This window comes from Nevskia sp. (assembly GCF_051860985.1).
GTDB lineage: Bacteria > Pseudomonadota > Gammaproteobacteria > Nevskiales > Nevskiaceae > Nevskia.
In genome coordinates, this window is the sequence record NZ_JBIMKV010000009.1 from 132,767 (window position 1) to 149,789 (window position 17,023).

The following is a 17,023-nucleotide window of genomic DNA, read 5'->3' on the forward strand; positions in this document are numbered from 1 at the left end:
CGGAGCGGAAGTCTGACGCAGCGAGACGGCGCGACACCAGCGGTCAGGCGCGTGCCCGTTCGATGATGCGGGTGGTCGAATAACCGTCGTGGAAATCGAGGATCACGGTCTGGCCGCCGTGCGCCGCCACCACGTCGTGGCCGGCCACCTGTTCGGGCCGGTAGTCGCCGCCCTTGACCAGCAGATCGGGCAGCACGTCGGTGATCAGCCGCAGCGGCGTGTCCTCGGCGAACGGCACCACCCAGTCGACGCACTTCAGCGCGGCCAGCATCCGCATCCGGTCTTCGGTGCTGTTCAGCGGCCGGCTCGGCCCCTTCAGGCGCTTGACCGAATCGTCGGTGTTGACCGCCACGATCAGCACGTCGCCGAGCCGTCGCGCCGCTTCCAGGTAGCGGACATGGCCGACATGCAGCAGGTCGAAGCAGCCGTTGGTCATCACCACCACCTGGCCCTGCGCCTTCGCCTGGCGCACCCGTTCGAGCAGTTCCGGCTCGCTCAGCACGGCGCTGTCGTCCTCGTGCTGGCGGCGGATCGCCCGCAGCAGCTCGGCCTGGCTGACGGTGGCGGTGCCGAGCTTGGCGACCACGATGCCGGCCGCCAGGTTGGCGACGCGGGCCGCATGGGCGAACTCGTGGCCGGCGGCCAGCGCCGCGCCGAAGGTGGCGATCACGGTATCGCCGGCGCCGGTGACGTCGAACACCTCGCGCGCTTCGGTCGGCAGGTGCAGCGGCGGCTGGTGCGGCGCCAGCAGGGTCATGCCGTTCTCGCTGCGGGTGACCAGCAGCGCGTCGATACCGAGGTCGTCGCGCAGCGTCCGCCCCTTGGCGACGATCGTCGCCTCGTCCGGACAGGGACCGACCACCGCTTCGAGTTCCGACAGGTTCGGGGTGATCAGCGTGGCGCCGCGGTACGGCCGCCAGTCGCTGCCCTTGGGGTCGACCAGCACCGGCAGGTTGCGGGCGCGGGCCTCGGCGATCATCTGCGCGGCGTCGGCCAGCGTGCCCTTGCCGTAGTCGGACAGCACCACCACCTGCGCGTCGTCGAGCGCCTGCCGGTAGCGCTCGAGGAAGGTGGCGTGGTTGAAGGCGCCGGCGACCGCCAGCGATTCCTCGAAGTCCAGCCGGATCAGCTGCTGATTGCGGCTCAGCACGCGCAGCTTGGTGATCGTCGGGCAGGACGTGGTGTCGACGAAATCCGGCTGCACGCGCTTTTCGACCAGCGCATCGCGCAGCTTCCGCGCCGCTTCATCGCGGCCGACGACGCCCAGCAGCCGCACCTGGCCACCGAGCGCGGCGATGTTCAGCGCCACGTTGGCGGCGCCGCCGGGCCGGGTCTCGTCCTTCTGGATGCGCACCACCGGCACCGGCGCTTCCGGGGAGATGCGGCCGGTCGGCCCGACCCAGTAGCGGTCGAGCATCACATCGCCGACCACCAGCACGCGGGCGGCATCGAAGTTCGGGATGGCGGTCTGCATGGCGTCAGGAATTTCGCGGGCCAGGTTCGGAGCCGGCCCGAACAGCCGTCGGACAGCGGGGCGCGGCGACGGCGGACCGGGCGTGGTCACCGGCAGCTGCCCGGTCCCGCGTCCCGGCCCGGCGGCTGCCTCGCGCCCGCGCGTTCAAGTCGTGAGGGTCGCCGTCACCGGAGCCGGTCCGGGCCGGTGAACGGCGTCAGGCTGCCTTGGTGGCCGACGGCGGGTTGGTGTGGGCACGCCATTCTGGGTACTCGCTGCGCTCGCCCTTGACCGTGGCCGCGTACAGCTTCTGCAGCAACTCGGTGATCGGCCCGCGCTTGCCGCTGCCGATGGCACGGTTGTCGACTTCGCGGATCGGCATCACTTCGGCGGCGGTGCCTGTGAAGAAGGCCTCGTCGCAGATGTACAGCTCGTCGCGGGTGATGCGCCGTTCCTGCACGGCAATGCCTTCGTCGGCCGCCAGCTGCATGATGGTCTTGCGGGTGATGCCGTCGAGGCAGGAGTTCAGGTCCGGCGTGTGCAGCACGCCATCCTTGACCAGGAAGATGTTCTCGGCGCTGCCTTCGGCGATGTGGCCGGACATGTCGAGCAGGATCGCTTCGTCGTAGCCGTCCTTCAGCACTTCATTCAGCGCCAGCATCGAATTGATGTAGTTGCCGTTGGCCTTGGCCCGGCACAGCATCGAGTTGACGTGGTGGCGGGTGTAGCTGGAGGTGCGCACGCGGATGCCGCGCTCGACGTTGTCGGCACCGAGATAGGCGCCCCAGGTCCAGGCGGCCACCATCACGTGGGTCTTCAGGTTGTCGGCACGCAGGCCCATGCCTTCGGCGCCGTAGAACACCATCGGCCGCAGGTAGGCTTCCTTCAGCTTGTTGGTGCGCAGCACTTCGAGCTGCGCTTCGTTGATCACTTCCTGCGAGAACGGCATCTTCATGCCGAGGATCTTCGCGGAGTTGAACAGGCGCTTGGTGTGGTCCTCGAGGCGGAAGATCGCCGTGCCCTTCGGCGTGTGGTACGCGCGCACCCCTTCGAAGCAGCCGACGCCGTAGTGCAGCGTGTAGGTCAGCACGTGGGTCTGGGCATCGCGCCACGGCACCATTTCGCCGTCCAGCCAGATGAACCCGTCGCGGTCGGCCATCGTCGTCATTGCAATCAATCCTCGGGGGTCAGTGCCAGCAGGCTGCGGAAATGGAGTGAGGGGCAGGCGTATCCGCCATACCAAACGGTCGCATTATAAATCTGCGAGGCCGTTCAGGCTTGCCAGAATCGCGTCCGGGTGGATGCCGTTCAGGCAGTCCAGGTGCGCCGATGGCGTTTTCAGCGGGCACTGCCGCTCGAAGCAGGGACTGCAGGGCAGACGCCGGTAGTGGATGGCGCGGGTGTCGGTCATCGGCGGCGTGTGGTCCGGCGTCGACGAGCCGTAGATCGCCACCACCCGGGCACCGGCGGCAGCGGCGATGTGCATCGGTCCGGAGTCGTTGCAGACCACCGCGCGGGCAGCGGCCGCGAGATCGACGACATCGACGAGGCTGGTCCGGCCGCACAGGTTGATCGCCCCGCCCTTCGATGCGCGGGCAATGCCGTCGCCCAGCGCCTGCTCCTTCTTCGAGCCGATGATCCAGCTGCGCACGCCGCGCCGCGCGAGGCTGGCGGCCAGGCTGGCGTAGTGGGCGGCCGGCCACTGCTTGGCCGGGCCGTACTCCGCACCCGGCATCAGCGCCACCGCCGGACCGTCGCCGAGGCCGAGCAGCTCGCGCAGCTCGGCCGCGCGGGCGGGATCGGCGCGGAAGCGCGGCTGCGGAACCGTCGGCGCGACGGTCGCCCGGCCGTCGTCGGCCAGCGCCACGAAACGCTGCGGCGTGGTTTTCAGCAGCGCCTTGTCGAGCCGGCGCAGGTCGTTCAGCAGGCCGTAGCGCAGCTCGCGGGCATAGCCGGTGCGGCGCGGAATGCCAGCGAAGAACGGCACCACCGCCGACTTCCAGGAATTCGGCAGCACGATCGCCTGCTGGTAGCCGCGCTCGCGCAGCGCGCGACCGAGCGCCCGCCGGCCGCCGAAGTTGAATTCGCTATGCGCGAACGGCAGCTCGATGCCGGCGCGAATCTCCGGCATCCGCTCGATGATCGGCAGCGACCAGCCGGGCGCCAGCACGTCGATCGACGCGTCCGGATGGCGCTGGCGCAGGCGAATGAACAGCGACTGCGCCATCACCATGTCGCCGACCCAGGCCGGGCCGACGACCAGCAGATCGCCGCTCATCGGGCGCACACGGCAGCGGCCGGCATGGATCGGAACCGGCGCGCGGGCAGCGGCGCGAGAGGCAACGCGAAGGCGGCGGATCGAGGCATGCCCCGCAGTTTATCCGCTTGCCTCGCACGCTTATCCTTGCCCGCCGTCGCAGCCGCGCGGCGATCGAGATTGACGACGATGACCCCCGCTGTGACCGCTGCACCGCGCCCCGCCCGCCCGTGGCTGGCACCGCTGATGGGCCTGAGCTTCGTCGCCATCTGGTGCACCGGCTACCCGGCCGCGAAGATCATCGTCGGCCACAGCGGGCCCTTCACCGCGCTGACCCTGCGCTTCGCCTGCGCCGGGCTGATCTTCGCGCTGCTGGCGCTGGTCAGCCGGGTCCGCTGGCCGGGCTGGCGCGAAGCCGGCCACAGCGCCGTGGTCGGCTGCCTGCAGCTGGCGATGCAGTTCGGCGGCGTCTACGGCGCCATGCGGCTTGGCGCCTCCGGCAGCTTCGCGGCGCTGGTGATCGGCTCGATGCCGCTGGCGGTGTCCGGCTTCGCCTGGGCCACCGGCGAGCGGATCAGCCGCCTGCAATGGCTGGGGCTGATGATCGGCTTCGCCGGCGTCTGGCTGGTGATCGGCAACAGCCTGCTCGATGCCCAGGCCAGCGGGCCCGCCATCGTGCTGCTGCTGGTCGGCCTGGTCGGCATCGCCAGCGGCACGCTCTACCAGAAGCGCCACGGCTCGGCGATCGACCTGCGCGCCGGGCTGGCGATCCAGAACCTGGCGGCGACGGCGGCGCTGCTGCCGCTGGCGATTGGCGTCGACCATTTCCACTTCGACGGCACGCCGGTGTTCTGGAAGGCCACCGCGTGGATCGTGCTGGTCAACTCGGTCGGCGGCTTCGCGCTGCTGTTCCTGCTGATCCGCAACGGCGCCGCTACCCAGGTCGCCGCGCTGTTCTACCTGGTGCCGGCGGTCGGCGCGCTGATGAGCCATTTCGCGCTCGGCGAAGTGCTGACCTGGCTGGAGGTCGCCGGCTTCTTCGTGGCCGCCACCGGCGTCTGGCTGGGCACCCGGCCGGCGCGGGCCGCCGGCGCGCCACCGGCCTGAGCGACGCCATCGCGACCAGCGGGAGCATCGGGCCGACGATCGGCAGCCCGACGATAAGTGACTGCTGCGACAGAAATTTTGCCGCATTGCGACCTACTCGAACGGGTATTACCTCCCTTCCGGGCCACGCCTAGCGTCGGCCGGCAACAGTGCCAGCCGCAGGGGTCCTCAGGATTCGGCTCGGCAGACAGAAGAACGAGCGAGGGATCCACTCCGGATCACCCGCCCAGTCCCCGGGAGGAAGACGATGCGTGCAAACAGCAGCACATGGTGGCCTGCGGTATCGCTGTGCCTAGCGTTGACCGGTACTGCCGCGCAGGCGCAGCAGGCCGGCGAGGCAGCAACGGAGGAACCGACACCCGAGCCGGTGCAGACCGACGGCGGCTGGCTCGGCAGCCCGGCGTTCAGCGCCGATTTCAGCGGCTTTGTTCGTACCGAGGCCGCCGTCTCCACGGCCGGCGCCAAGAACAATCCGTTCAACCAGCGCGGAAACCTGTTCAACGGCCGCACCGTGACCCGCAACTTCGCGCTGACCGCGCCGGACGGCACGGTGATCCCGGTCAGCGACACCACGACCCGCTTCGGCGATCAGCAATCCGGCCCGATGAACCTGACGATGCTGCGGGCGCGGCTCGAGGCCGACATCAAGTTCACCAGCAACCTGTCGCTGCAGGCCAAGGCTTCGCTGATCTACGACCCGAGCCTTTACACCGAATTCCGGCCGGGCGCCTACAACAGCCAGGCGGTCGGCAAGCTCTACGGCCGCGCCAACTATTTCGAGTACGAAGCCGAGGGCAAGGACCATCCGAACCCGCTGGAGTGGTCGGGACGCAACTATCTGATCAACTTTCCGGCGCTGTTCCTCGACTACCAGGACGGCCCGTTGAACGTGCGCTTCGGCAACCAGCAGATCGCCTGGGGTCAGGCGATCTTCTTCCGCGTGCTCGATGTGCCGGACGGCCTCGATCTGCGTCGTCATTCGCTGCTCGACTTCGCATCCGAAGAGTTCTCCGACAAGCGCGTGCCGGCGCTGGCGCTGCGAACCTCCTACCAGCTCGACGACGACTGGCTGGTCGACGCCTACATCCAGAAGTTCCAGCCCACCGTCTACGGCAATCCGAACACCCCGTACAACGCGATCGCGTCGCAGTTCACCGTCCACGACCTGTACGGCAACTTCGACTCCAAGTTCAGCTACGGCATTCGCTTCAAGGGCTCCATCGGCGATCTCGGCGTGCAGGCCATCGCCGGCCGCCGCTACAACCCGGATGGCGTGTTCCGCTGGACCCGGTCCGGCGTCAACCGCGACCTTCCCGGCCTGCCCGGCTCCGGCACTTTGCTGCAGGACACCGCGTTCGAGGTCGATTCGACCGGCGTCTGGTCGGCAGAAGAATGGTTCACTTACGCAGCGATGTCCCGGCTCAACGGCGTGACCGGCCTGAACGCCGCCGTGTCGGAATTCCCGGCCGCCGCCCTGCTCGGCGCCTTCGTGGTGCCGACGCCCGACGGTCCGCAATCCGGCTACGACCTGGCCGCCGTGCAGCTGGACACCTTCTTCGCGCTGGCCGGCGGCTACCTGGAAGGCCGCAGCGAGGGTGGCCTGCGCGGCCACATCGCCCGCGAATACCGGGCGGAAACCAATGTCGGCGGCGGCCTGAGCTATGTCATCAACGCCGAACCGGGCTCGCTGCTCGACCAGCTGATCATCAACTTCGAGGCCTTGTACACGCCGGACCGCACCTTCACCGATCCCAGCCTGCGGCAAGCCTTCCTGCAGCAGTCGGAGGTCACCACGGCGCTGGTCGTCGAGAAGTACCAGCGCTTCTTCACCTCGATACCGGCGACCTATCTGGTCGGCCAGTGGCTGCACAAGACCCGCAGCGATCTGTTCGGCCGCTCCCTGCGCGGCCAGGGCGGCGACCAGCGGACCGTGGCGCCGGGCGTCAGCGGCGGCTACGACGCGGTGGTGTTCGCGATGCAGCAGCCGTTTGCCCAGCTGATCTGGCGCGCCGACCTGGCAGTGCTCTACGACACCCAGGGCGGCCTGCTGATCCAGCCTGCGCTGCGCTGGAAGCCGAGCGGCAATGTCACCGTCGACATGTTCTACAACTACGTCAACGGCCATCTGTCGAACGCCAACTCGAACAGCCTGTCGACGGTCGACTACGCGGATGAAGTGACCTTGCGCATCGGCTACCAGTTCTGAGCCCGGCGCCCAGGCGTCAAAAAAAGCCCCGACCTGAAAGCGTCGGGGCTTTTTTGTCGGCGCGCGTGGCGGCCAATGCGACCTAGCCGGCAGCCGCCATCTGCACCAGCAGCTGCCGCGCCTTGACCTGATCGCCGGCGGCGACGCTGACGGTGTCGACCACGCCCGCCAGCGGTGCGGCCAGCTGGAATTCCATCTTCATCGCTTCCAGCACGGCCAGCGTCTGGCCCTTGGCGACGGCGTCGCCGGGCTTGACCAGCACGGCCACGATCTTGCCGTCGCTGTGCGCGGTGATCCGGCCATCGGAGCCGGCGGCCGTGGTTTCGGCCGGCGCATAGCTGCGGTCGACGAAGCACTCGGTCGCCCCTTCGGCCATCAGCCACAGGCTGTCGCCGCGGCCACGCGCGTAGCGGGCGCGGCCCTGCACGCCGTCGCCGTCGTAGCGGAAGCTGCCGGCGGCCACGGCGCTGACATCGACCGCCACCGCGACGCCGCCGATCTGCGCCGAGAAGCGCCGGCCGTTATCGACCTGCAGCTCGATCGCCTGATCGCGGCTGCCCCAGCGCAAGGCCAGCGCCGCCGGCGATGCATGGCTGGAATGCCAGCCAAGCAGTTCCTCGCCCAGACCGTGTTCGGCGGCCAGGCGCTGGGCATCGTCGAGGTACAGGGCCACCGCCGCCAGCAACCACTGCCGTGCCGTCGGCTGGGCTGCTGCCAGCACGTCCTGCGGGAAATGCCGGCCGACGAAGGCGGTGCTGAAGTCGCCTGAAGCGAAGGCCTCGGTGGCGAGGATGGCGGCGAGATAGTCCTTGTTCGAGGCGACGCCGAGCAGCGCGGTATCGCGCACCAGGCCGAGCAGCCGGCTGCGAGCGGTCTCGCGATCCTCGCCCCAGGCGATCAGCTTGGCCTGCATCGAATCGTAGTGCGGGCTGATCGGCCGGCCGGTTTCCAGATAGCTGTCGATTCGCAGGCCGTCGCCGGCCGGCGGCTCCCAGAGCAGCACCTCGCCGGTCTGCGGCAGATAGTTCTGGCGCGGATCTTCCGAACACAGCCGCACCTCGATGGCGTGGCCGCGCGCGCCGGCCAGGACCTGCGCCTGCGTCATCGGCAGCGGCTCGCCCTGGGCGATCTTCAGCTGCCAGGCGACCAGATCGACGCCGTAAACCAACTCGGTCACCGGATGCTCGACCTGCAGCCGCGTGTTCATCTCCAGGAAGTAGAACGCGCCGTCCTGCGCCAGCAGGAACTCGACGGTGCCGGCGCCGACGTAGTTGACCGCCTTCGCGGCGGCCACCGCCGCCGCGCCCATCCGCGCACGCAGCTCGGCATCGACAGCCGGGCTCGGCGCTTCCTCGACCACCTTCTGGTTGCGGCGCTGGATCGAGCAATCGCGCTCGCCGAGATGGACGACCTCGCCGTGGCGATCGCCGAACACCTGGATCTCGACGTGGCGGGCGTCGATCACCGCCTTCTCGATCAGCAGCTGGCCGCTGCCGAAGGCGTTGGCGGCTTCCGAGCGGGCCGAGGCGATCGCTTCGGCAAGCTGGGCCGGGTCGTGCACCAGCCGCATGCCACGGCCGCCGCCGCCGGCCGCAGCCTTGATCATCACCGGCAGGCCGGCCTTGACCGCTTCGGCGATCAGCGTCTCGTCGCGCTGGTCATCGCCCTGGTAGCCGGGCACGCAGGGCACGCCGGCCGCCAGCATCAGCCGCTTGGAGGCGCTCTTGTTGCCCATGGCGTCGATCGACGCCGGGTCCGGGCCGATGAACACCAGCCCGGCGTCCTGCACGGCGCGGGCGAAATCGGCGCGCTCCGACAAAAAGCCGTAGCCGGGATGGATGGCGTCCGCGCCGCTGGCCCGGGCGGCGGCGATGATCGCTTCGATCCGCAGATAGCTGTCGCGCGCGGCCGGCGGGCCGATGCGCACCGCTTCATCGGCGACGCGGACATGCAGCGCGCCGGCATCGGCATCGCTGTAGACCGCCACCGTGCGGTAACCCTGCGCCTTGGCGCCGCGAAGGACCCGCACCGCGATCTCGCCGCGGTTGGCGACCAGAACCTTGCTGAAACGCTTCATGTTGGCCATCACTTCCTGCTGGGTGGGCCGGCTTCAGGGTGCAGCCTGAAGCTGGCAGTTCGACATCAGCACGATGCCGTTGCGCGAGGCGGTGGCCTTGTCGCCGACCACCCGGACGTTGACGAAATCACCGACCAGCAACCGGCCTTCGCCGGTCGCCGCCGGCCGCAGCACCTGGGTTTCATGGTCGATCTCGACCCGGACCCGTTGATCGTCGTAATGCTTCAGCACCAGCTGGCGGCCGTCGCCGCAGCGGTAGACCTCGCGTCCGGACTCCTTCTCCGCCACGACTGCCGGCGGCGTTCCGGCGCTGTCGGACGGCTTCAGGAACGGCGCCGCAGCCGGGTTTGCCGGAGCTGCGGACGGCGCTGCCGGCGCGGCATCTTCGGACGTGCCGCAGCCGCCCAGCAGCGCGGCGCTGACCAGCAGCGGAATGGCACGACGGAGCAGGTTCATGGCGGAGTCCTTCTCGGTGAACAGCGGGTTTCGGGGCCGGCGCGACGCCTTGCGGTGGGCCGGCCGGCGCGCTCAGGCCTTGCGCTTGCCGCCGTAGCCCAGGCCCTTGGCGAGGATGCGCAGCATGATCTCGTCGGCACCGCCGCCGATCGAATGCAGGCGCAGGTCGCGGTAGAACTGGGCGACCGAGGAATCCCACATGTAGCCCTGCCCGCCCCAGTACTGCAGGCAGGTGTCGGTGACTTCGCGGGCCAGCCGACCGCTCTTCAGCTTGGCCATCGAGGCCAGCATCGTCGCGTCGCGGCCGGCGACGTGCTCGGCGGTGGCGCGGTAGGTCAGCGCGCGCAGCGCTTCGACTTCGGTGGTCAGCTCGGCGAGCCGGTAGGCGATCACCTGGTTGTCGATCAGCGAAGCGCCGAAGGCCTTGCGGTTGCGCGTGTATTCGGCGGTGTCGGCGATCACCTTTTCCATCGCCGCGATGATGCTGGCCGACAGGAACAGCCGCTCTTCCTGGAACTGCTGCATCTGGTACACGAAGCCGCGGCCTTCCTCGCCGATCAGGTGGCGGGCCGGTACTCGCACTTCATCGAGGAAGATCAGCGCCGTGTCGCTGGAGCGCTGGCCGAGCTTGTCGAGCCTGGTCTTGCGATCGACACCCTTGGCATCGAGCGGCACCACGATCAGCGACTTCGAGGCGTGCTGGTTGGCCGACGCATCGCCCGTGTTCGCGAGCAGGCAGACCCAGTCGGCCTGGGTGCCGTTGGTGATCCACATCTTCGAGCCGGTGATCACGTACTCGTCACCGACCCGGCGCGCCACGGTCTTGATGCCGGCGACATCCGAGCCGGCACCGGCTTCGCTGACGCCGATCGCGGCGACCATGTCGCCGGCCACGGCCGGCTTCAGGAAGTTCTCCTTCAGATAGTCGCTGCCGAAGCGGGCCAGCGCCGGTGTCGCCATGTCGGTCTGCACGCCGATCGCCATCGGCAGGCCGCCGCAGTCGCAATGGCCGAGCGCTTCGGCGAACGCGACCTGGTAGCTGTAGTCGAGCCCCAGCCCGCCAACCTCTTCCGGCTTGGCGATGCCGAGCAGGCCGAGATCACCCATCTTCTTGAGGATCTCGCGGGCCGGCCAGATGCCGGCTTCCTCCCATTCCTTGACGTGCGGGTTCAGCTCGGTTTCGACGAACTTCTTGGTCGTGTCGTAGAGGGACTGGTGTTCGTGCGTGCTGTACATGGCGGAGACCGGAAGGAAGGGAAAAAGGAAGTGCGGCGCGCTCAGAAGCGGCCGATGCCGAAGGTGTTGGTGGCCACCGTCCGCGCGCTGGCTTCGGCGCAGATCGACAGGCACAGGCCGAGCACGCGGCGGGTGTCGCGCGGGTCGATCAGGCCGTCGTCGAACAGCCGGGCGCTGGCGGCGAAAGCGGTCGATTCGGCCTCGAACTGGGCCACGATCCTGGCTTCCAGCGCCGCCAATTTGGCTTCCTCGGCGTCGCCGATCGTGCGGCCTTCCTTGAGCCATTTTTCGCGGGTGACGATGCTCATCACCTTGGCGGCCTGTTCGCCGCCCATCACCGCCGTGCGGGAATTCGGCCAGGCGAAGATGAAATCGGGGCTCAGGCCCCGGCCGCACATGCCGTAGTTGCCGGCCCCGAAGGCGCCGCCGATGACCACCGTGATCTGCGGCACCGGCGCGTTGGCCACCGCCTGCAGCATCTTGGAGCCGTGTTTGACGATGCCGCCCTGCTCGCTTTCGGCGCCGACCATGAAGCCGGTGGTGTTCATCAGGTACAGGATCGGAATCTGCGACTGGCTGCACAGCTGGATGAACTGCCCGGCCTTGGTGGCGCCGCGCGTGGTGATCGGGCCGTTGTTGCCAAGGATGCCGACCTGGTGGCCGTGGATCACCGCGCGGCCGCAGATCGTCGCCTGGTCGTACTCGTTCTTGAATTCGAGGAACTCGGAGCCGTCGACGATGCGGGCGATGACTTCGCGGCAGTCGTAGGGCTTGCGATAGTCCGGCGGCACCACGCCGCAGAGTTCGTCGATGTCATGCAGCGGCGCGCGCACTTCGCGCAGCGCAAGCTTCGGCCGCTGACGGTTCCAGTCGAGGTTGCGGACGATGTCGCGGGCGATGCGGATGCCGTCGGCATCGTTCTCGGCCAGGAATTCGCCGGTGCCGGCGACCTGTGTGTGCATCTCGGCGCCGCCCAGATCCTCGTCGTTGGCGATCTCGCCGGTCGCCGCCTTCAGCAGCGGCGGTCCAGCCAGGAACACCTTGGCGTTCTTGCGCACCATCACCACGTAATCCGACAGCCCCGGCATGTAGGCGCCGCCCGCCGTGGATGAGCCGTGCACGACAGTGACCTGCGGAATGCCCGCCGCCGACAGCCGCGCCTGGTTGGCAAACTGGCGACCGGCGGGGATGAAGATCTCGGCCTGGTACAGCAGATTGGCGCCGCCGGATTCGATCAGCGAGACCACCGGCAGCTTCTGGTTCAGCGCGATTTCCTGCAGCCGGTGCGTCTTCTGCACGCCGAACGCGGTCATCGTGCCGCCCTTGATCGCCGAGTTCGAGGCCACGACCAGACAGCGGGTGCCGGCCACGTAGCCGATGCCGGCGATCAGGTTGCCGCCGGCCTGCGCGCCATCAGTGTCGTCGTGCATCTTGTAGCCGCACAGCGTCGACAGCTCCAGCCACGGGCTGCCGCGATCGAGCAGCAGGTGCACACGCTCGCGCGGCAGCAGTTGCTTGCGCTGGTGGTAGCGGGCGCGCTTGGATTCTTCCTCGTCGCGGCCCTTGCGCTCGATGGCGCGGAACTCGGCAATCTTCGCCAGCATGTCCTCGCGCTGCTGGCGGAACTGCGGGCTGGAGAGATCGACCTTCGATTCGATGACAGGCATGGCGCGTCCGGGCGGCGGGATGCGGCGGACTCTAGCACAAGAAATGAAGTACGCTTCATTTCTTGAATCCAGAATCATTTCTAACCGTCAACCCATGGCCTACCGACGTTCCGCGCTGATGGAGGAGCGTCTGGCGAGCAACCGCCAGCGCATCCTCGAAGCCACGCGCGTGCTGATTGCGCGCGGCGGCCTGCGCGATGCGCAGGTCAGCGCCGTGGCCGCCGAGGCCGGCATGTCGACCGGCGTCATCTACCGCTACTTCAAGGCCAAGACCGACCTGTTCGTCGAAGTGCTGGCCGAGGCGGTGACGCTGGAAATCGAGATCCTCGACGCCATCTGCGCCGGCCCCGGTTCGGTGACCGAGCGGCTCTACGCGGCCGTCGAGTCGTTTGTCCGGCGGGCGCTGAACGGGCCGAACCTGGCATACGCGTTCATCGCCGAGCCGGCCGATCCCGAGGTCGACATCGCCCGCATCCGCGAGCGCAAGCGCTTCGCCGAGGTATTCCGCAGGCTGCTGGCCGAAGGCACGGCGAGCGGCGAGTTCGCGGCCCAGAACCTCGAGGCCAGCGCCGCCTGCATCGTCGGCGCCTACACCGAGGCGCTGGTCGGCCCGATCGGCCCCGCGCGCGAAGTGGTGGCCGACCGCGAAGCGCTGATCCGCTCGATCTGCGCGTTCTGCGTGCGGGCGGTCGGCGGCCGCACTGGGCAGTCTTGACCCGGGCCGGGTGGCCTGCCGCCGAACTAAGCTTTCGCTACCGTTCGTCAGCTCCATCGACCCGACTATGCGCAAGCTCTATTCCGGCACTTCCCGCTTCGATGCCAGCGTGCAGCTGCAGGCCTGGCTGGAGTCGGCGGCCGACGGCCGGGTGATCAGCGTTGCCGCGTTCCGGGCAGAATCCGAACTGCTCAGCGAAACGCATCGCGTGGCCCGCCACGACACGCGGCAGCTGACCGAACTGGTGCCGTCGCTGCTGGCGGCGCTGGAACGCCGGATCGCACCGGCGGCAGCCCGCCTCCACTAGAACACGCGGGCGCGATCCAAAGCGCGACAAGAGGGAAAGCCAAGGCTCGGGGAAGCCGGAGGAAGTCCTCCCGAAAGGGAGGGCGACCGCCTATGATCCGCGCCTGCCCGCTTCCCGACGATCTCCGATGCAACTGGCACTCGCGCCGATGGAAGGGCTCATCGACGAGACCCTGCGCAGCCTGCTGACCGAAGTCGGCGGCATCGACTGGTGCGTGTCCGAATTCGTGCGCGTCAACCAGACGCTGCTGCCGGCGCACTGCTTCCTGAAACTGGCGCCGGAGCTTAAGCGCGGTTCGCGTACGCCGTCCGGCACGCCGATGCGCCTGCAGCTGCTCGGCTCAGATCCATCCTGCGTGGCCGACAACGCGGCGTTTGCCGCCACGCTCGGCGCACCGGTGATCGATCTCAACTTCGGCTGCCCGGCGAAGACCGTCAACAAGTCGCGCGGCGGCGCCGTGCTGCTGAAGGAGCCGGAACTGCTGCACGCCATCGTCTCGGCCGTGCGCGCCGCGCTGCCGGCGACCGTGCCGGTCACCGCCAAGATGCGGCTCGGCTTCGATCATGCCGAGGACGCCGTGACCTGCGCGCAGGCGCTGGCCGACGGCGGCGCGGCATCGCTCGTGGTCCACGCCCGCACCAAGGTCGACGGCTACAAGCCACCGGCTTACTGGGAGCGGATCGGCGCGATCCGGGACGCCGTCAAGGTGCCGGTGTTCGCCAACGGCGAGGTCTGGAGCGTCGACGACTGGCGGCGCTGCCGCAGCCTCAGCGGCGTCGACGACGTGATGCTCGGCCGCGGCATGATCGCCCGGCCGGATCTGGCCCGGCAGATCGCTGCCGTGCGCGACGGTCGCGAGGTCACGCCGATGGGCTGGGCCGAGATCCAGCCGCTGCTGCAGCGCTACTGGGACATCGTCTGCGGCAACGTCGCCACACCGCGTCACGCGCCGGGCCTGCTGAAGCAGTGGCTGGTCTGGCTGGGCCGCAGCTACCTAGAGGCCGAGGCACTGTTCGTGGCGGTGCGGACGCTTAACGACATCGCCGCGATCGGTGCGCTGCTGGCGGCCTCGGCGCCGCTTGATGCCGCTGCGCTAGATCGCTGAAGCCGGCTTGCGGGGCGACCGCTTGCGGACCGGCTTCGGCTGCGAACGCTCGGCCAGCCAGTCGGCCGCCGGCCCCCAGACCTCGCGCGGCGCGGTGCTGCCCAGCACCACGCCCATATGGCCACCGGGCGCCAGCCGCCAGGCCTTGTCGCGAGTCGGCAGCAGGTCGACGATCCGGCGCGCGATGCGCGGCGCGACGATGGTGTCGCGGTCGCCGGCGAACACCAGCGCCGAAGCCTTGATCGTGCCGACCTCGGCGATCCGGCTGTCGATCTGGATGCGGCCGGTGGCCAGTTCGTTGTCGATCGCCATCCGCAGCAGCATGTCGCGGACCACGCCGCCCGGGTAGATCAGCATCCGGTTCAGGTAGTTCGAGGTGGTCGAATGCTTCTCGACGAATTCGCGGTCCCACAGCTGGGTCATCAGATCCCAGTAGGTGGTGATGCTGGCGATCGGGTTGGTCATCTTGAAACCGAGCGCCAGCAGCCAGCCGGGAATGGTCAGCTTCTGCGGGTCGACGCCCATCAGCCGGAAGTCGCTGTACTTGCGCACCAGCCGGGCCGGCGCATCGAGCGCGCCAGCCAGACCCGCCACCACGCCGCCGCCACGCAAGTCGATCGGGCTGGCGACGGTGACCAGGTTGCGGATGTGGCGATCCTGCGTCAGCCCAGCATGCATCAGGCTCAGCAGGCCGCCCATGCACCAGCCGAACAGGCTCAGGTCCTTGGAGCCGCTGTCGCGGCGGATCGCGGCCAGCGCCTCGCTCATCATGCGGTCGACGTAATCGACCAGACCGAGCCGAGCGTGCGCCGGGGTCGGCCGGCCCCAGTCGATCAGGTAGGTACGAAAGCCCCGCGCCGCCATGTAACGGGCCAGCGAACGGGTCGGCATCAGGTCGAAGGTGTCGCAGGTCACGCCGAGCGGCGGCACCAGCACCAGCGGCACCGGATACAGCGCGCGGTTGACCGGCAGCCGGTCGCCGTCCGGCAGGTCGATGAAGCGTTCCTCCGGCGGGTCATAGCGGCGCACCGACATCAGCTCGCCATCGAGCACCAGCCGGAAATGGGTGCGGCCGGACTGGATCAGCCGTTCGCGGCGGAACAGCCAGTCGAAGCCGTTGGCAACGGTGCCGGCGATCCGGCCGTTCAGCTGCAGCACGCCACGACGCGGCGCGTCCGGCAGTTCATCAAGGGGAAGCTCAGACATTGTCGGCGGTGGCCTGGTCCATGAAGCGCTTCATCAAACGCAGGTACTGGCCCTGCTGCAGGTGCAGCACATGATTGCCCGGAAACCAGTGCAGGCGGGAGCCGGCCCAGTGCCGGTGCAGCAGGTTGACGAAGCTGGGCGCGGTAAAGCGGTCGCCGGCACCACCGATGATCAGCAGCCGCTCGGCAGCGATCGCCGGCTGCCAGCTCAGCGGGCTGTGCAGCGCCATGCCGTGGCGCATTTCGCCGATGCCGAAACCGTCGCGCCATTGCAGCAGGCGGATCAGCGGCCCGAGCGGCTGCCACTGCAGTGCCATGTCGATCGGCACCACCAGCGGCGAGTTGGGGATCGCGAACTTGAGCCGCGGGTCCACCGAAGCCATCACCGCGCTCAGGTAACCGCCGAGGCTCAGGCCGGAAATGCCGACGCTCGGCGCACCGGCATCAAGCAGGTGATCGACGAAGATGCGGATGTCGTGCACCGCATGCAGCATCGCTTCATTGGCGTGCGCCATGCCGCCGGCGAAGTAGCCGTAGCCGCTGAATGGATGCCAGGCTTCCGCACGCGCGCCATGGAACGGCAGGGTCACCATCAGCACGTCGTAGCCGCGCTTCCACAGCCACGGCAGCGCGAAGCCAATGGCATTGATCCGGTAGCTGTCGAGCGTGAAGCCGTGCAGCCAGATCAGCGTTTTGCGCGGGCCATCCGGGTGATGCAGGTGCAGCGCATGAGCGCGGCGGTTGCGGCCGGACTTCGCATAGGCCGCGCGCAGCGCCGGGTTCAGCGGCACGAACGGCGATTCGAACGACCAGTGGCGAGCCGGGATGCCGGCCGGCCGCCAGTCCAGCAGCCCCGGCGGCCGTTCGTCGATCGGCACCTGGGCCGGCGGCGCGACGAACACCGCGTCGAGCGCAGCGCGATCGGCCAGCGGCTGGTACCAGCGCAGGGCCGCCCGTTCCCGGGCCACACCGCTGCGCCGCACCAGCCCCGGGGCCATCGCCGCCGACACCAGGCTGCCGAGGCCGGTGCGCAGCACCCGGTCGGCCAGCGCCGAGCCGTGCACCTTGAACCGGTGATCGGCGTCGATCTCGGTGGCGTCGACACGCTGGTAGTAGTCGTGCGGGAGCTGCTCCCACCAGCGCGCTGGATTGTTCATTTTCATGTCCGCCGGGGCTGCCGCCCGTTGAATCGACGCTCGAAAGTGCCACTCAAGGCACTTTCGAAAGCTCGC

General features: G+C 68.9%; 14 protein-coding genes. 5 read left to right on the forward strand and 9 right to left on the reverse strand.

The genetic code is table 11. The features are described 5' to 3' along the window. Window positions 1-43: 43 nt before the first annotated feature. From hldE to waaF, 3 genes are all read right to left on the reverse strand, one after another. Entirely contained in the window at window positions 44-1,474 is a 1,431-nt protein-coding gene (gene hldE / locus ACTIGJ_RS11020; RefSeq protein ID WP_439640360.1) for a bifunctional D-glycero-beta-D-manno-heptose-7-phosphate kinase/D-glycero-beta-D-manno-heptose 1-phosphate adenylyltransferase HldE, read from the reverse strand. 196 nt (window positions 1,475-1,670) lie between these two features. Beyond that, window positions 1,671-2,621, reverse strand: coding sequence for a branched-chain amino acid transaminase (locus tag ACTIGJ_RS11025; protein WP_439640361.1), 951 nt, complete (start codon window positions 2,619-2,621; stop codon window positions 1,671-1,673). An 84-nt stretch (window positions 2,622-2,705) separates the two neighbouring features. Further along, the gene (waaF, locus tag ACTIGJ_RS11030) at window positions 2,706-3,731 is read right to left on the reverse strand and encodes a lipopolysaccharide heptosyltransferase II (RefSeq protein ID WP_439640362.1); all 1,026 of its coding nucleotides are present in this window, start codon (window positions 3,729-3,731) and stop codon (window positions 2,706-2,708) included. A 168-nt stretch (window positions 3,732-3,899) separates the two neighbouring features. On the opposite strand from waaF, the gene ACTIGJ_RS11035 reads away from it, so the two are divergent. Both ACTIGJ_RS11035 and ACTIGJ_RS11040 read left to right on the forward strand, forming a co-directional pair. Next, complete coding sequence (locus tag ACTIGJ_RS11035) at window positions 3,900-4,817, forward strand: DMT family transporter (protein ID WP_439640363.1); 918 nt, start codon at window positions 3,900-3,902, stop codon at window positions 4,815-4,817. Between the two features lie 247 nt (window positions 4,818-5,064). After that, entirely contained in the window at window positions 5,065-7,023 is a 1,959-nt protein-coding gene (locus ACTIGJ_RS11040; RefSeq protein WP_439640364.1) for a DUF1302 family protein, read from the forward strand. An 82-nt stretch (window positions 7,024-7,105) separates the two neighbouring features. On the opposite strand, the gene ACTIGJ_RS11045 is transcribed toward ACTIGJ_RS11040, so the two are convergent. From ACTIGJ_RS11045 to ACTIGJ_RS11060, 4 genes are all read right to left on the reverse strand, one after another. Continuing rightward, on the reverse strand, window positions 7,106-9,100 hold the full coding sequence (locus ACTIGJ_RS11045; protein WP_439640365.1) for an acetyl/propionyl/methylcrotonyl-CoA carboxylase subunit alpha: 1,995 nt from the start codon (window positions 9,098-9,100) through the stop codon (window positions 7,106-7,108). A gap of 33 nt (window positions 9,101-9,133) precedes the next feature. Continuing rightward, entirely contained in the window at window positions 9,134-9,556 is a 423-nt protein-coding gene (locus ACTIGJ_RS11050) for a hypothetical protein (RefSeq protein WP_439640366.1), read from the reverse strand. A gap of 72 nt (window positions 9,557-9,628) precedes the next feature. Further along, on the reverse strand, window positions 9,629-10,792 hold the full coding sequence (locus tag ACTIGJ_RS11055) for an acyl-CoA dehydrogenase family protein (RefSeq protein WP_439640367.1): 1,164 nt from the start codon (window positions 10,790-10,792) through the stop codon (window positions 9,629-9,631). 41 nt (window positions 10,793-10,833) lie between these two features. Continuing rightward, complete coding sequence (locus ACTIGJ_RS11060; RefSeq protein ID WP_439640368.1) at window positions 10,834-12,459, reverse strand: acyl-CoA carboxylase subunit beta; 1,626 nt, start codon at window positions 12,457-12,459, stop codon at window positions 10,834-10,836. A gap of 94 nt (window positions 12,460-12,553) precedes the next feature. On the opposite strand from ACTIGJ_RS11060, the gene ACTIGJ_RS11065 reads away from it, so the two are divergent. From ACTIGJ_RS11065 to ACTIGJ_RS11075, 3 genes are all read left to right on the forward strand, one after another. Continuing rightward, window positions 12,554-13,174 (forward strand): TetR/AcrR family transcriptional regulator, encoded by a 621-nt coding sequence (locus ACTIGJ_RS11065; protein ID WP_439640394.1) that lies wholly within the window; start codon window positions 12,554-12,556, stop codon window positions 13,172-13,174. Window positions 13,175-13,241: 67 nt separating this feature from the next. Beyond that, the gene (locus ACTIGJ_RS11070; RefSeq protein ID WP_439640369.1) at window positions 13,242-13,481 is read left to right on the forward strand and encodes a hypothetical protein; all 240 of its coding nucleotides are present in this window, start codon (window positions 13,242-13,244) and stop codon (window positions 13,479-13,481) included. Between the two features lie 127 nt (window positions 13,482-13,608). Beyond that, complete coding sequence (locus tag ACTIGJ_RS11075; protein WP_439640370.1) at window positions 13,609-14,586, forward strand: tRNA dihydrouridine synthase; 978 nt, start codon at window positions 13,609-13,611, stop codon at window positions 14,584-14,586. On the opposite strand, the gene ACTIGJ_RS11080 is transcribed toward ACTIGJ_RS11075, so the two are convergent. Together ACTIGJ_RS11080 and ACTIGJ_RS11085 are read right to left on the reverse strand one after the other, a co-directional pair. Then, a complete protein-coding gene (locus ACTIGJ_RS11080; protein ID WP_439640371.1) occupies window positions 14,575-15,792 on the reverse strand; it encodes an alpha/beta fold hydrolase in 1,218 nt (405 codons plus the stop codon). The two genes, ACTIGJ_RS11075 and ACTIGJ_RS11080, sit on opposite strands and share 12 nt — an antisense overlap. After that, window positions 15,785-16,948 carry an alpha/beta hydrolase family protein gene (locus ACTIGJ_RS11085; RefSeq protein ID WP_439640372.1) on the reverse strand — a complete coding sequence of 388 codons (1,164 nt, stop codon included), beginning with the start codon at window positions 16,946-16,948 and terminating at the stop codon, window positions 15,785-15,787. The genes ACTIGJ_RS11080 and ACTIGJ_RS11085 overlap by 8 nt, the downstream gene beginning before the upstream one ends. Window positions 16,949-17,023 lie beyond the last annotated feature (75 nt).